This is a genomic window from Streptomyces sp. NPDC051322 (assembly GCF_040689485.1).
Taxonomy (GTDB): Bacteria; Actinomycetota; Actinomycetes; order Streptomycetales; family Streptomycetaceae; genus Streptomyces.
In genome coordinates, this window is sequence record NZ_JBFBAK010000008.1 from 37,526 (window position 1) to 52,135 (window position 14,610).

Sequence of the window (14,610 nt, forward strand, 5' to 3'; positions counted from 1 at the left end):
GAGTCACACGTCCCGGTGGTTGAGGACCGCGAGCGCGCCCGCGTACACCGCCGCCGTCACACCGAGCAGGATCCACAGCGGGTCCCATCCGGTAGGTCCCGACGTGGAGACCGAGACGTCGTAGAACACGCTGAGCTGGCTGGGGATCGAGTACTCGAAGAGCTTCTGCTGCACGGTGTGCAGCGAGTCCGAGAACATGAACAGTGCCAGCACCAACGGCAGCAGTACCACCCCGAGCATCACGGTGATCGAGCCCGCGGAATGCCGGAGCAGTGAGCCGATGGCGAGCGAGAGCAGGCCCAGCAGCGCGACATAGAGGCTGACGCCGACAGTCGCGCGGAACCACTCGGCGGCGTCGGCCGCGTCGGCGTGCGCGTTCTTCAACAGGGCGTACTGGGCCACCGCGACCAGCACGGTCGTCACCAGCAGGATCACGAAGGAGAGCAGGAAGAAGACGATCGCCTTCGCGGTCAGTACCCGGCCCCGGCTGGGGCAGGCGGTCAGGGTGGTACGGATCATGCCCGTGCCGTACTCGGAGCTCACCGTCAGCACGCCCAGCGTGATCACGCACATCGAGCCGAGCAGCACACCGAAGAAGCCCATGCTGAGCACCGGGCTGCCGACCAGAGAGCTGTCGGACGACCTGAGTCCGATGGCGGTCAGCAGTCCGATCCCGACGACGAGCACGATCAGCACCCCGAGCGTCCACAGCGTGGAGCGGACCGTCCTGATCTTCGTCCACTCCGAGGCGATGGCATGCCCGAGGTGCGCGTCGGTGACCGGGATCGGCGAGACGTAGTACGAGGCCACCGCCGGCTGCTGGTGCGGCGGAGAGGCGGGCGCGGTCATCAGAGGTCCTTCTGTGCGGGAGCGGCGTACGGGTTCTGGCCGGGCGGCGGCGGGGCGAACCAGTTCTGCTGCGGGATCTCCGGAGGCATCGGCTGCCCCGTCGGGCCGGATGGCCGGCCCGGCTGCTCGAAACCGTGCAACCGGTCCGCCGTCGAGCGATAGTCGACCGCGCCCTGCGTCATCCGCATATAGGCCTCCTCGAGCGAGGCCTGGTGCGGGGAGAGCTCCCACAGCCGCACCCCCGACTCGTGTGCCAGATCACTGATCCGCGGCAGCGGCAGGCCGGTGATCCGCAGCGCGCCGTCGTGTTCGGGCATGACCTGGCCGCCGGCCTCGGTGAGCGCAGCGGTGAGTTTCTCGCGCTCCGGCGTCTCGGCGGTCCGGACGCGGGCGAAGTCCGCGGAGTTGTGCGAGATGAAGTCCTTGACGCTCATGTCCGAGAGCAGCTGGCCGCGGCCGATCACGATCAGATGGTCCGCGGTGAGGGCCATCTCGCTCATCAGATGGGAGGAGACGAACACGGTGCGGCCCTCGGACGCCAGCGTCTTCATCAGATTACGGACCCAGAGGATGCCCTCCGGATCGAGCCCGTTCACCGGCTCGTCGAAGAGCAGCACCTGGGGATCTCCGAGCAGCGCGGCGGCGATGCCCAGCCGCTGACCCATGCCGAGGGAGAATCCCTTGGAGCGTTTTCCGGCCACTTCCTGAAGGCCGACGACACCGAGCACCTCGTCGACCCGGCGGGCCGGAATACCGGACAACTGGGCCAGCGAGAGCAGATGACTGCGCGCGCTGCGGCCGCCGTGCACCGCCTTGGCGTCCAGCAGCGCGCCGACCTGACGGGGGGCGTTGGGCAGCTTGCGGAACGGGTGGCCGCCGATGGTGACCTGGCCGGAGGTCGGTTCGTCGAGCCCGAGGATCATCCGCATGGTGGTCGACTTCCCGGAGCCGTTGGGCCCCAGAAAGCCGGTCACGGTACCCGGGCGCACCTGGAAGGAAAGGTTGTACACGGCTGTCTTGGCGCCGTAGCGCTTCGTCAGGCCGATTGCCTCGATCATTCTCCAGCCCCATCGACGTCCACGTGTCGTCGGGGCACCGCCGTCGCACGGCCGATCGCCCCCGTATGTGTGAGGAGGATAACCAGCCCTTGACGGTTCCGTGGAATTCCGGCTGCGGCGGTTCGCACCGCCGCAGCCGCCCCGTACCCGCTAGGCGTCGCGCTTCTTGAGCAGGAAGTAACCGCCGATCAGCGCGGCCACCACCCACAACGCCATGATGCCGAGTCCGCCCCAGGGGCCGTAGGGGGCGTCGTCATTGGTGAACACCACCTGGGTGATCCGGCGGCCCGCCTGGTCGGGCAGATACTGGCCGACCTTCTTGGTGGCCGAGACGCTGCCCAGGATGTTGGAGACCAGAAAGAAGAACGGCATCAGAATGCCGAGCGACAGCATCGGACTGCGCAGCATCGAAGCGGCGCCCATCGAGAACGCCGCGATCAGCATCATGTAGAGCGCCGCACCGAACACCGCACGCAGCACACCGGGGTCCCCGATGTGCGAACGGTGGTCGCCGAGGAGCGCCTGACCGAGGAAGTACGTCAGAAAGCTCGTCACCAGACCGATCACGAAAGCCAGCAGGGTGGCCACGGCGATCTTGCTGAAATAGAAGGTGCCACGCTGTGGCACGGCCGCCAGCGATGTGCGGATCATTCCGGTGCTGTATTCGTTGGACACCACCAGGACGCCGAAGACGATCAATGCGAGCTCGCCGAGTCCCACCCCCGCGAAACTCACCGCGGTCGGGTCGAAGGTGAGCCGGTCGCCCCGGTCCAGATTGCCGAACTGGTTGTTGGACACCGCGCTGATCAGCGCGCCGAACGCCAACGTCACCACGAACGTGAGGGCCAGCGTCCACACCGTCGACTGCACCGAGCGGACCTTGGTCCACTCCGACCTCACCACCTGAGCTGTTGCCATGGTCAGGCCCCCTTCTGCGGGTTGACGCCCCAGGCCGGATGCTGTGGCCGGTCCGGGGTGACTCCGTCATGTGCGTGGTATTCCACCGATTCCGCGGTGAGCTGCATGAACGCCTCCTCCAGGGAGGCCTGCTGGGGACTCAGCTCGTGCAGGACGAGCCGGTGTTCGGCTGCCAGTTCACCGAGCTGAGCCGCTTCGGCGCCGTCCACTTCGAGCGAGCCGTCCCCCGCATCGACCGCGCGGAAACCGCCGCTCCGCAGCGCATCGAGCAGCTGCTCGCGCTGCGGGGAGCGCAGCCGCACGTACGACCGGGAGTTCTGCGCGATGAAGTCCGCCATCGAGGTGTCGGCCATCAGCCGTCCCTGGCCGATGACGACCAGATGGTCGGCGGTGAGCGCCATCTCGCTCATCAGGTGGGACGAGACGAAGATGGTGCGGCCCTGGGACGCCAGGGTCTTCATGAGGTTACGGATCCAGTGGATGCCCTCGGGGTCGAGGCCGTTCACCGGCTCGTCGAACATCAGGATCTCCGGGTCGCCGAGCAACGCGCCGGCGATACCCAGGCGTTGGCCCATGCCCAGCGAAAAACCCTTGGCGCGCTTCTTCGCCACCGCCGAGAGGCCCACGGTCTCCAGCACCTCGCCGACCCGGGACGTCGGGATGCCGTTGCTCTGCGCCAGGCAGAGCAGATGGTTGTACGCCGTGCGCCCGCCGTGCATGGCCTTGGCGTCGAGCAGAGCGCCGATGTACTTCAGCGGTTCCTTGAGATCGGCGTAGTGCTTGCCGTCGATCCGGACGTCGCCCCGCGTCGGGCTGTCCAGGCCGAGCACCATCCGCATGGTGGTGGACTTGCCGGCGCCGTTCGGCCCGAGAAAACCGGTCACGATGCCCGGCCGTACGGTGAAGGACAACTGGTCGACGGCGATTTTGTCGCCGTAGCGTTTGGTCAGCCCCGAAAGTTCGATCACTGCGTTCCGCCTCGTCGTATCGAATGTGTCGCCCCGGCCCCCTCGACCCCACCGGGTCGAGGCAGCATGAACATCACCCTAGGGCACGCCGAGCCCCCCGCCACTGCACATGACGGGGGGCTTGCGACGAACGGCGCCCGGGACCCGGACGCGGGCTCACGCAGCCTCGGGGGAGGGCAACGTGGGCTCAGCGGGTCTGCTGCGCGGGGACCCCGCGGGTAGCCGGCTCGTCGTCCGGGGTGCCGGCCGCGGCCACCGCGGCACCGGTCAGCGTGGCCAGCATCTCGCGGACGTTGGTCAGCTGGGCGTTGATCGAGTCGCGGCGGTTGGTGAGCGCCGCCAGCTCGCGCTCCGATTCGCTGCGGATCCGGTCGGCCTTGGCGTTCGCGTCCGCCACGATGTCCTCGGCCTGGCGCTGGGCGGTCTCCACCGTCTGGCGGGCCCGGCGCTCGGCGTCGGTGCGCAGCTTCTCCGCCTCCAGGCGGAGCTGCTCGGCGCGGTGCTCGATCTCGGCCAGTCGCTTCTCGGCCTTGGCCTGACGCGAAGCCAGATCGCGCTCCGACTGCTCGCGGCGCTTGGCCAGGTTCGTCTCGAAGTCCGCGGCGGCCTGAGCGGCCTTGGCGCGGGTCTCCTCGAAGAGGGCGTCCGCCTCCTCGCGCTTGGACTGCGCGTCCTTCTGGGCCTCGGAGCGCAGCGTGGACGCCTCGCCCTTGGCCTTCTCGACGATCCGGACGCCCTCGTCCTCCGCCTTGGACTTCCGCTCGGCCGCGAACGACTCGGCGTCGTTACGGACCTGCTGAGCGGCCGACTCGGCGAGCTCGCGGTGCTGCTCGGCCGCGCGGCGGGCCTCCTCACGGAGGTCCTTCGCCTCCTCCTCGGCGAGACGGAGGATCTTCTCGACGCGCGCGCCGAGACCGGCGTACGACGGCTCCGCGTCGTTGACCTGGGCCTGGGCGTTCTGAGTTTCGAGGTGGAGTTCCTCGATGCGCTTTTCCAGAGAGGTGATCCGTGCCAGGGCGCTGTCACGGTCGGCGACGAGCTTGGTAATGCGGTCATCCACCTGACCGCGGTCGTAACCACGCCGCACGAGCTCGAAGCCGAATGGGGAGGAAGTGTCGCTCATGGGGATCCTGTCGAATGAGACCGGTGAGGTGATAGGGGGAATCCTAGGTGCCGAAGCAGCGTGTCATCGAGCGGATGCCCGTTTGATCTGGAGAATGTCCAGCCTTTTGAGTGGCTAGCCCTCAGATGGCTTGCCACTCGAGCGAGTTCCCCCTGCCGCGGCACCCGCCTTGACGGCGCCCGCGCCGCCGGCCGCCGCCTTGCCGTTTCCGTTCGGCGCCTCAAAGGATTCCAACGCCTCAAGCACGTCCTGGACACGGGAGATCTCGGCCTGAATGTCCGCTCGACGGCGCATCAGCACGTCGTGTTCGTGGGTGGCTTCCTCGACGAGGTGGTCCGCCTCGCTCGCCGCCTCGCTCTTGAGCCGTTCCGCTTCCCGGACGAGTTCGGCCTTCTTCTGCTCGGCCTCCTTGAGCAGCGTCTCGGCGCGCTTGACCGCGGCGATACGGACCGATGCGGCCTCCGAAGCGGCGTCCGCCGCGATGTCCTTGGCCTGCTGCTCGGCCTCCGCCTTCTGTTCGGCCGCCGCCTTCAGCAGATTGTCCACCCGCTCGCCCGCCGACCTCAGCTGCTCGGCGCTCTCCCGGCGGGCCCGCTCGTGCAGCTCCTCGATCTCGGCGGTGACCCGCTCGCGCAGCTCCTCGGAACGCTCCCGGATCGCCGTGGCGTCCCGGCGCGCGCCGACCAGCAGCTCATCGGCGTCCGTACGCGACTTCTCGACCAGCGTGTTGCCCTCGACCGTGGCGTCGGCGGTGATCCGGTCGGCCTCCTTGCGTGCGGCCCCGACCATCCGGTCGGCCTGGGCCTCGGCCTCGGTGGCGGTGCGCAGCGCCTCCTCCTGGGCCTTCGCCATCAGCTGGTCCGCCTGTTCGGCGGCGTCGGCACGGCGCTTGGCCGCCACCTGACGGGCCTCGTCGAGCACCCGGTCGCACTCCGACTGGGCCTCGGCTCGCAGGTGTTCGGCGGCGGCCTCGGCATCCGTCCTGACGCGCTGGGCCTCCGCCCGGATCCGCTCGGCGGCCTGCTGGGCCGATCCCACGGTCTCGGCGGCCTCCGCACGCATCCGCTCCGACTCGCCGGTGGCCTCGGTGACCAGGCGGTCGGCCTGGCCCGCCGCCTCGGAACGGATGCGGTTGGCGTCCGTACGGGCCTCGGCGCGTGCCTTGGCCGCGTCCTGCTCCGCCGCGGCGACCGCGTCCGACGCCTCGGTCCGCATCTGCTGGGCGTACTCGGCGGCGGTGGCCCGCAGCTGCTCGGACTCGGTGATCGCCTCGGTGACCGTGCGCTCGGCGAGGGCCTTGGCGGCCTCGGCCTCCTCCTGGGCGACGCTCCTGATCCGGCTCGCGTCCTCGGAGGCCCGCTCCCGCTCGGCGTACGCATCGGAGCGGACCCGGTCCGCCTCCTCCTGCGCCTCCGTCTTCGTACGCTCCGCCACATGCTCGGCGGTCGAGCGCAGCCCGGCGATCTCCTGCTCGGCCTGGTCCTGCAGCCCGGCCACCGAATCCCGCACCTGCTGTGCGGTCTGCTCGGCCGCCGACACCAGTTCGCTCGCCCTGCGGTCCGCCTCCTCGACCAGCCGCGCCGCCTCGGCCTGCGCCTCCTCCACCCGCTTGCGGGCGGAGGCCAGCAGCTCCTCGCTCTGCTCGCGGGCCTGCGCGCGCTCCTGCTCGGCCTCGCCGCGGGCAGCGGTGAGCAGCTCCTCGGCCTCGCGGCGGCGCCGGTTGGCCTCCTCCTGGGCTGCCGCGAGCGCTTCCTGCGCCTCGTTGCCCAGCCGCTCGGCGGCCGTCGCCGCTTCCGCCCGGACCCGGTCGGCGCTGTCCTGCGCCTCGGACTTGAGGCGTTCGGCCTCCGCCGCCGCCTCACTGCGCAGCCGTACCGCGATGTTCTCGCCCTCGGCGCGGGCCTGCGACGCGTCGGCCGCCGCCTCGTCGCGCAGCCGCTCGGCCTCCTGCTCGGCCTGCGCCTGCAGAGCGCTGATCCGCTCGGCGGCCGCGGTCCGCAGCCGCTCGGTCTCCTCCGATGTCTCCCTGCGCAGCCGCTCGGCCTCACCGCGGGCCTCCGACAGCGCCGTATCGGCGCCGGCCAGCCGCTGCTCGGCTTCCGTGTGCAGCCGGTTCAGGTCCTCGGCGGCCTCGGCCCTGCGGCCCTCTATGCCGCGCTCGTTCTCCTCGCGGAGCTCGCGGGCGGCCTCCTCGGCCCTGGCGGTGGTCTGCTCGGCCTGCTCCTCCGCCTCGCCGCGCAGCCGCTCGGCTTCGGCGCGGGTGCGCTCCAGGGTCTCCTCGGCCTGTTTGCGCAGGGTGGTGGCGCGCTCGATCGCCTCGGCGCGTACCCGTTCGGACTCGGTGGTGGCGCCGGAGCGGACCTCGTCGGCGTCGGCCTTCGCCTTGGCCAGCAGCTCCTCGGCGGTCCGCGCCGCCTCCTCGATCTGCTGCAGCGCCTCCCGGCGGGCCTCGCCGCGGATCCGCTCGCCCTCGGCGACCGCGTCGGACCGCAGCTGCTCGGCCTCGCCGCGCAGCCTGCGCGCCTCCTCCTGCAGCTCGACCGTCTTGGCGCGGTACTCCTTGGTGTCGTCCTTCGCCGCGCCCTTGAGCTGCGCCGCGGATTCGGCGGCCTCATTGCTGAGCCGCTCCGCCTCCGCCTCCGCCTCGTGGCGGATCCGCTCGGCCTCGGCGGCGGCCGCCCCGGTGGTCGACTTGGCGTCCTCGGAAGCCTTGGTCAGTACCTCTTCGGCGGTCCTGGCCGCCTTGGCGAGCTGGGCCGCGGCGTCCTCGGCCGCGACCGTACGCGCCTTCTCGGCCGCCTCGGCGACCAGCCGGTCCGCCTTGGCCGTGGCGTCGGCGAGGGCCTGCTCGGCCTCCGCCTTCAGCACTTCGGCGTCCTTGGTGGCCTGGCCGACCAGGCGGGCGATCTCCGCCTTGGCCGTCCGGGTGCGCTGTTCATTGACCGAATCGGCGGATGCGAGCTGCTTGCTCGCGGAGTCCTTCGCCTCGGTGAGGACCTTCTCGGCTTCGGCGCGGGCCTCGCGCAGCGCGCGTTCCGCCTCCTGCACCCGCAGCTCGGCGGTGCGGCTGAGTTCGGCGGCCTGCTGACGCACCTGGTCGGACTCGGTGGTCGTGGCGGTGCGCAGCTCCTCCGCGTGGGAGGTGGCCTCCTGTGCCTGGGTGGCAGCGGCATTGAGCAGCCGTTCGGCCTCGGAGCGCGCCCGGCGCAGAATGGTGTCGGCCTCGGTACGGGCCGACTCCGCCTCCGAACCCAGCCGCTGGCGGGCCTCGTCGGCCAGCCGGACCGCCTCGGCGCGGGCGGCGGCCAGCGCCTGCTCGGCCTCCGCGCGGGTCTCGTCCATCAGCCTGCGGGCCTGGGCCTCGGTACGGGCCCGCAGCTGCTCGGCCCACGCCACGTTCTCGTTGACATGTGACTCGACGGTCTGCCGGCGCTCGGCGAGTTCCTGGTCGAGACGCTGACGACGGGTGACGGCCTCGCTGTGCAACTCGGCCTGGAGACGGGCCTGGTGCTCGGCGTGTTCCTGGAGGATGCGCTGCGTCTGCGCCCGGGCGTCGCGCAGTTCGCGCTCGGCGTCACTGCGCAGCTGGTCGGCCTGGATCTGCGCGTTCCGCAGCAACTGCTCGGCCTGGTAGCCGACATCGGCCGCGTCGTAGGCAGGACGGGACGCCAGATTGCGTCGCGCCTCGTGGAGCTTGGCGCGCAGCACCTCGACCTGGTAACCGAGGTCCTCGGCGTGCTGGACTGCCTTCTCCCGCTCGGTCTTCAGCCGGTCCATCTCGGCCTCGAACCGCGAGAGATGGTCGTCTTCAGCCCGGTGGCTCTCCTGGCGTTCGTAGCCCCGCACTGCGCGGTCCCATCCGTCCCCTGGTCGCAACACTCTTCCCGAACGAGCACCGCCTCGAAGACGGGCCCCCGGGGGAATGGTGTCAGATCATCGGCGAGGCATGGGTCACAGGCCCCGGATCCGGCCCCGGACCGGAGTTACCCACTCTACCGGCCCGGGTATCCAGAGGTCAGTGCTCCTTGGGAGCCGATGAATCCGGAGTGGACGCGGTGACCAGTTCCGTCAGGACGCCGTGGCAGTCCTTGGGATGCAGGAACGTGATGCGCGAGCCCATCGAACCGATGCGCGGCTGGTCGTACAGCACGCGTACCCCCTTGTCCCGGATGGATTCCGAGTCGGAGTCCACGTCCGCAGTGCCGAAGGCGATGTGATGCACGCCCTCGCCGTTCTTGGCCAGCCACTTGCCCACCGCGGAGTCCTCCCGGGTCGGCTCCAGCAACTGGAGATAGGAGGCACCGCCGTCGGACGTATCGTTGATCTTGAGCATGGCCTCCCGGACGCCCTGCTCCTCGTTGACTTCGGTGTGGGACACCTCGAAACCGTATGTCGCCCGGTAGAACTCGACAGTCGCGTCAAGGTCGAAGCAGGCAATCCCGATGTGGTCGATTCGCGTCAGCATGCCCCCAGTGCAGCGTGCCGACACACGGTTACGCAACGTGCGCGCGATCACATCGGCAGAGCGGTGACGAGCGGCGGACCGCTCAGTACATTCAGGTAAACCATCGTTCACTCCACCACCCACCCTCACTCGCACTCTCATCCAAGGGGCCGAGCCTCATGTCCGGAACGAACAACAGCAACACCTCCGTGATCGTCGCAGGAGCAAGGACCCCGATGGGCCGGCTCCTCGGCTCGCTGAAGTCCTTCTCCGGCGCCGACCTGGGCGCATTCGCCATCAAGGCGGCCCTGGACCGCGCCGGAATCGGCGGCGACCAGGTGCAGTACGTGATCATGGGCCAGGTGCTCCAGGCCGGGGCGGGGCAGCTCCCGGCACGCCAGGCCGCCGTCAAGGCGGGCATCCCCATGAACGTCCCGGCGCTCACCGTCAACAAGGTCTGTCTCTCCGGCCTGGACGCCATCGCGCTGGCCGACCAGCTGATCCGCGCGGGTGAGTTCGATGTGGTGGTGGCCGGCGGTCAGGAGTCCATGACCAACGCGCCGCACCTGCTGCCGAAGTCCCGCGAGGGCTACAAGTACGGCGCGATCGGGATGCTCGACTCGATGGCCCACGACGGGCTGACCGACTCCTTCGAGTCCATCCCGATGGGTGAGTCGACCGAGAAGCACAACACCCGCCTCGGCATCGACCGCGCCCCGCAGGACGAGTTCGCGGCCGCCTCGCACCAGCGGGCCGCCGCAGCGCAGAAGAACGGCCTCTTCGAGGCCGAGATCACGCCGGTGCAGATCCCGCAGCGCAAGGGTGAGCCGATCCTCTGCTCGCAGGACGAGGGCATCCGGGCGGAGACCACGGCCGAGTCCCTCGGCAAGCTGCGCCCGGCCTTCGCCAAGGACGGCACGATCACGGCCGGCACCTCCTCGCAGATCTCCGACGGTGCGGCGGCGGTCGTGGTGATGAGCAAGGCCAAGGCCGAGGAGCTGGGCCTGGACTGGATCGCCGAGATCGGCGCGCACGGCAATGTGGCGGGCCCCGACAACTCGCTGCAGTCCCAGCCCTCCAACGCCATCCGGCACGCGCTGGGCAAGGAGGGCCTGGACGTCGCCGAGCTGGACCTCATCGAGATCAACGAGGCTTTCGCTGCGGTCGCCGTGCAGTCAATGAAGGACCTCGGCGTTTCACCGGAAAAGGTGAATGTCAATGGCGGTGCCATCGCCCTCGGCCACCCCATCGGGATGTCCGGTGCCCGGATCGTCCTGCACCTCGCGCTCGAACTGAAGCGACGCGGCGGCGGTGTCGGTGCGGCCGCGCTGTGCGGTGGCGGCGGACAGGGCGACGCCCTGATCCTGCGCGTGCCCGGCAACTGATGACCGGCCGGCCTGCCGGCCGACCTGACCGAACACACCTGACTGACCGAACACACCTGACTGACCGAACACACCTGACTGACCGAACACACCTGACTGACCGAACGCACTGATCGGAGCCGTGAACGTGGACGTGGACGTCCCCACCCTGGTCGAGCAGGCCCGCGAGGGCCGGCCGCGAGCCGTCGCCCGGCTCATCTCGCTGGTGGAGGGGGCGTCTCCGCAGCTGCGCGAGGTGATGGCGCGGCTCGCTCCGCTGACCGGCGGTGCTTACGTCGTCGGTCTCACGGGTTCTCCCGGGGTCGGCAAGTCGACCTCGACATCGGCGCTGGTCTCCGCTTACCGGCGGGCCGGTAAGCGGGTCGGTGTGCTCGCCGTCGACCCGTCCTCCCCCTTTTCCGGGGGAGCGCTGCTCGGCGACCGGGTCCGGATGTCCGACCATGCGTCGGACCCCGGCGTCTACATCAGGTCGATGGCCACCCGAGGTCACCTCGGCGGCCTCGCCTGGGCCGCTCCGCAGGCCATCCGGGTCCTGGACGCGGCCGGCTGCGACATCGTGCTGGTCGAGACGGTCGGCGTCGGCCAGTCCGAGGTGGAGATCGCCTCGCAGGCCGACACTTCCGTCGTGCTGCTCGCCCCCGGCATGGGCGACGGTATCCAGGCCGCCAAGGCGGGGATCCTGGAGATCGGCGACGTCTACGTGGTCAATAAGGCCGACCGGGACGGCGCGGACGCGACCGCCCGGGAGCTCAACCACATGCTGGGCCTCGGGGAGTCCCGTACCCCGGGCGACTGGCGCCCGCCCATCGTCAAGACGGTCGCCGCCCGCGGCGAGGGCACCGACGAGGTCGTCGAGGCGCTGGAGAAGCACCGGGCGTGGATGGAGGAGCGCGGTGTGCTGTCCGAACGGCGTCGTGCGCGTGCGGCGCACGAGGTCGAGACGATCGCCGTCACCGCGCTCCGCGAGCGGATCGGTGATCTCCGGGGCGACCGGCGGCTCGGCGCGCTGGCCGAGCGGATCGTGGCCGGTGAGCTGGACCCGTACGCGGCGGCGGACGCCCTGGTGGAGGGTGTGACGGCGGGAGGCTGACCTCCTGGCCCTCCACCCGGGCGCACCGGGCCGGTTATCCCTGACGCCGCCCGCGCAGCTGTTCCGCGACCGGGGTCAGCGACTCGCGCAGAGCCGCCAGCGCCTCCGGCGAGAGCATGTCGATGAAGTGCTGGCGCACCGACGCCACATGGTGCGGTGCGGCCTTCTGCATGGTCTCGTCGCCGAGGTCGGTGAGGACGGCGAACAGCCCGCGGCGGTCGGACTCGCAGTTCTCCCTGCGGACCAGCTCGGCCTTCTCCATCCGGGTGATCTGGTGGGAGAGGCGGCTCTTGGACTGGAGGGTGGCGGCGGCGAGATCACTCATCCGCATGCGCTTCTCGTCCGCCTCCGACAGATTGACCAGAATCTCGTAGTCGTTCATGGTCAGGCCGAACGGTTGAAGATCCTTCTCCATCTGGTACGTGAGTAGCCTGTTGACGTCCAGGTAGGTGCGCCAGGCGCACTGCTCGGCGTCGCTCAGCCAGCGGGTGGCCGTCTCGGTCTGCATATGAGAATTCTACCTAAGAAGTTGAATATCGGACAAACCTGGGGGGTGAGCGCCGGCGGGTAGAGCCGGGGCTCAGGTGTTCGACGTTACACTCCGCAGGCTACCGCTCACAGGCCGAAGCGACGCTGAAGATCCGCAAGCTGGCCGGGAAGCCTCGGTGAGGCGCCGGATTGGCCGGAACCGGGCCCTTGACCACCGGGAACGCCGGGCTCCTGGGGCACCGCCGCCGACGGCTGCTCCGGCATCAGCACCTCCGTCGACTGCAGCAGCACCGTCCCGGCTCCCACGAACTCGAACTGGTGCTCCTCGCCGGACGTGCCTCCGAGTCCGGTGAGCGACCGGATGCCGCCCAGCACGCCCGTCAGGTACGCGTGGTCGTAGTGATGGCAGGGCGAAGGACAGTCCGCCCATCCCACCAGCGCCTGGGGATCCACCCTCATCGGCGGTTCCATGAAGACGACGGGCCCGTTGGAAGCAGCCACGAACTTGCCCGTCCCGATCAGCGTCAGGAAGCCCGGCACGATCGGCTGCTTCAGCGCCAGCGACGGCTCGAAGGCCAGCAGGTTCCCGGAGCGGATCGTGAGGTTGCCGTCCTCCAGGTCGTACGAGTTCACATCGAAGGCGCGGTCCGCGAGCAGCATCTTTCCCGAGCCCTCCGCCACCACCCAGTCCTGGACGTGCATCGGGGAGTGGAAACTGCTGCGCAGCAGATGATCGAACCGGCCGTGGCCGAAGCCGTCGTACTGGATCCGCCCGTAATAGGCGATCATCTTGCCCTTCTGCAGGAACCACTGGCCGCCGTTGAGCTCCACGCAGAAGGTGTACTTGTTGACGTTGTCGTTGGCCGGCAGCGTCATCGGGTCGAAGACCACGGGTCCGGTCACAGCTTCTCCTCCGAGGCCTGTACGTACACGGCGCCACTGCCCGACAGCTCCAGCTGGAACGCCTCGCCCGAGCCGCGCCCCACCATGTCGCGCCAGCCGAGCGCGGTGGAGAGCCTGTTGCGCACGTCCCCGTGGTGCGCGACGTATGCCTGCGGATCGACGTGCACGGGCCGCTGCGGGGTGATCGGCAGCTCCACCACCCCGCCGTGCGCCATCACCGCCACCGCGCCGTGGCCCTTCAGGGTGGTGGTGAAGAGTCCCTGGCCGGTGACCTGGCCGCGCACCATCCCCATGACCCCGCCCTGCGCGCCCATGAACATGGTGCCCTGCTGAAGGGTCCCGTCGAACGCCAGCAACCGGTCCGCCTCCACGTAGAGGGTGTCGCCGGCCAGCGAGATGACCTGGATGTGATGGCCGCCGTGCCCGAACATCACCGTGCCGTTGCCCTCAACCGTCATCAGCGGGGTCGCCTCGTTGGCCACCCGTCGTCCGATCATCGACATCATGCCGCCCTGACCGCCCTGGATGTTCGGCGTGAACGTGACCTCGCCCTTGTAGGCGAGCATCGCCCCGCGCTGACTGAACATCTTCTGCCCGGGCGCCACCACCGCCTCGACCATCTTCGAGTTGATCTCGTTGAACGGCATCAGACATCGCCCCCGACGGTGCTGCGTTCGCTGGGCTGGACGTACACGAGCCCGTCGCCCTCGAAGCGGATCTGGAAGGACTCGCCCGAGCCCTCGCCCATGAACGTCCGGAAACTGACGCCGGTCTGGAAGTGCTGCCGGAGGTTGCCGGTGTGCGCGATGTACGCACCGGGGTCGACCTGGAGCGGGTACCGGTCGCTCACCCGCAGCACCACCGCGGGCCCGTCCGACATGATCGCGGCCTGCCCCGATCCCTCGACCGTGGTGGTGAACAGTCCGTTGCCCTGGGAGGCGCCGCGCAGCCCGGTGAAGGTGGTGCCGGTGCGCAGCCCCGCGTCCGTGCACAGGAGATTGCTCGCTTCGACATGGAGCTTCTCGCCGTTCAGGGTGACGAGGTTTATCTCGGTCGCCCGGTCGGCGAAGTAACAGGTCCCTTCGCCCCGCACCTCCATCACGGTCATCTGCTCGCCGGTGAGCCGCCGGGTCACCATGCCGCGGAGACCCTCACCTCCGCCGGACATCTTCTTGAAGGTCATCCGGCCGTCATAAGCGATCATCGAGCCGTTCTTCGCTTTGACGGCGTCGCCTGTCAGGTCGACGGCGAGGACCTTGCTGCCTTGGAGTCGGAACTGAGCCACGGATCGAAGGTAACGGGCAGGAAGGGCTACGAACAGCGTGCCGGGGTCCGGTCTCCACCCTGAAGGACCCCTGAGAAGCGGGGCTGACACAATGGGGC

Annotated in this window: 13 protein-coding genes; 2 read left to right on the top strand and 11 right to left on the bottom strand. The window is 69.7% G+C overall.

The window, feature by feature from the left end; translation table 11 throughout:
- Positions 1–3: 3 nt before the first annotated feature.
- The 7 genes from AB0436_RS19510 to mce all read right to left on the bottom strand — a co-directional run bounded on the left by AB0436_RS19510 (position 4) and on the right by mce (position 9,381).
- Positions 4–849: an ABC transporter permease gene (locus AB0436_RS19510; RefSeq protein ID WP_366469152.1), complete on the bottom strand. Its 846-nt coding sequence runs from the start codon at positions 847–849 to the stop codon at positions 4–6.
- The gene (locus AB0436_RS19515) at positions 849–1,907 is read right to left on the bottom strand and encodes an ATP-binding cassette domain-containing protein (protein ID WP_366469153.1); all 1,059 of its coding nucleotides are present in this window, start codon (positions 1,905–1,907) and stop codon (positions 849–851) included. The genes AB0436_RS19510 and AB0436_RS19515 overlap by 1 nt, the downstream gene beginning before the upstream one ends.
- A gap of 150 nt (positions 1,908–2,057) precedes the next feature.
- Positions 2,058–2,825, bottom strand: a complete 768-nt coding sequence (locus AB0436_RS19520) for an ABC transporter permease (protein WP_366469154.1) — start codon at positions 2,823–2,825, stop codon at positions 2,058–2,060.
- A 2-nt stretch (positions 2,826–2,827) separates the two neighbouring features.
- The gene (locus AB0436_RS19525; RefSeq protein ID WP_365849221.1) at positions 2,828–3,793 is read right to left on the bottom strand and encodes an ABC transporter ATP-binding protein; all 966 of its coding nucleotides are present in this window, start codon (positions 3,791–3,793) and stop codon (positions 2,828–2,830) included.
- Between the two features lie 187 nt (positions 3,794–3,980).
- Positions 3,981–4,916, bottom strand: coding sequence for a cellulose-binding protein (locus tag AB0436_RS19530; protein WP_366469155.1), 936 nt, complete (start codon positions 4,914–4,916; stop codon positions 3,981–3,983).
- 114 nt (positions 4,917–5,030) lie between these two features.
- A complete protein-coding gene (gene scy, locus AB0436_RS19535; protein WP_366469156.1) occupies positions 5,031–8,762 on the bottom strand; it encodes a polarized growth protein Scy in 3,732 nt (1,243 codons plus the stop codon).
- Positions 8,763–8,931: 169 nt separating this feature from the next.
- Positions 8,932–9,381 carry a methylmalonyl-CoA epimerase gene (mce, locus tag AB0436_RS19540; protein ID WP_365849216.1) on the bottom strand — a complete coding sequence of 150 codons (450 nt, stop codon included), beginning with the start codon at positions 9,379–9,381 and terminating at the stop codon, positions 8,932–8,934.
- A 158-nt stretch (positions 9,382–9,539) separates the two neighbouring features.
- Here mce and AB0436_RS19545 point away from each other — a divergent pair, with 158 nt between their 5' ends.
- Complete coding sequence (locus AB0436_RS19545; protein ID WP_366469157.1) at positions 9,540–10,745, top strand: acetyl-CoA C-acetyltransferase; 1,206 nt, start codon at positions 9,540–9,542, stop codon at positions 10,743–10,745.
- Positions 10,746–10,866: 121 nt separating this feature from the next.
- Positions 10,867–11,835: a methylmalonyl Co-A mutase-associated GTPase MeaB gene (meaB, locus tag AB0436_RS19550; protein WP_366469158.1), complete on the top strand. Its 969-nt coding sequence runs from the start codon at positions 10,867–10,869 to the stop codon at positions 11,833–11,835.
- A 34-nt stretch (positions 11,836–11,869) separates the two neighbouring features.
- Here meaB and AB0436_RS19555 read toward each other — a convergent pair whose 3' ends face one another.
- The 4 genes from AB0436_RS19555 to AB0436_RS19570 form a co-directional block, all read right to left on the bottom strand.
- Positions 11,870–12,343 (bottom strand): MarR family transcriptional regulator, encoded by a 474-nt coding sequence (locus AB0436_RS19555; protein ID WP_366469159.1) that lies wholly within the window; start codon positions 12,341–12,343, stop codon positions 11,870–11,872.
- Positions 12,344–12,450: 107 nt separating this feature from the next.
- A complete protein-coding gene (locus tag AB0436_RS19560; RefSeq protein ID WP_366469160.1) occupies positions 12,451–13,227 on the bottom strand; it encodes an AIM24 family protein in 777 nt (258 codons plus the stop codon).
- Positions 13,224–13,874, bottom strand: a complete 651-nt coding sequence (locus AB0436_RS19565; RefSeq protein WP_366469161.1) for an AIM24 family protein — start codon at positions 13,872–13,874, stop codon at positions 13,224–13,226. The genes AB0436_RS19560 and AB0436_RS19565 overlap by 4 nt, the downstream gene beginning before the upstream one ends.
- Positions 13,874–14,512, bottom strand: a complete 639-nt coding sequence (locus AB0436_RS19570) for an AIM24 family protein (protein ID WP_366469162.1) — start codon at positions 14,510–14,512, stop codon at positions 13,874–13,876. The genes AB0436_RS19565 and AB0436_RS19570 overlap by 1 nt, the downstream gene beginning before the upstream one ends.
- Positions 14,513–14,610: the final 98 nt, after the last annotated feature.

Coding starts and splice junctions, on each gene's coding strand:
- AB0436_RS19510 (WP_366469152.1), bottom strand. CDS start 849: ATGACCGCGCCCGCCTCTCCGCCGCACCAGCAGCCGGCGGTGGCCTCG.
- AB0436_RS19515 (WP_366469153.1), bottom strand. CDS start 1,907: ATGATCGAGGCAATCGGCCTGACGAAGCGCTACGGCGCCAAGACAGCC.
- AB0436_RS19520 (WP_366469154.1), bottom strand. CDS start 2,825: ATGGCAACAGCTCAGGTGGTGAGGTCGGAGTGGACCAAGGTCCGCTCG.
- AB0436_RS19530 (WP_366469155.1), bottom strand. CDS start 4,916: ATGAGCGACACTTCCTCCCCATTCGGCTTCGAGCTCGTGCGGCGTGGT.
- mce (WP_365849216.1), bottom strand. CDS start 9,381: ATGCTGACGCGAATCGACCACATCGGGATTGCCTGCTTCGACCTTGAC.
- AB0436_RS19545 (WP_366469157.1), top strand. CDS start 9,540: ATGTCCGGAACGAACAACAGCAACACCTCCGTGATCGTCGCAGGAGCA.
- AB0436_RS19555 (WP_366469159.1), bottom strand. CDS start 12,343: ATGCAGACCGAGACGGCCACCCGCTGGCTGAGCGACGCCGAGCAGTGC.
- AB0436_RS19565 (WP_366469161.1), bottom strand. CDS start 13,874: ATGCCGTTCAACGAGATCAACTCGAAGATGGTCGAGGCGGTGGTGGCG.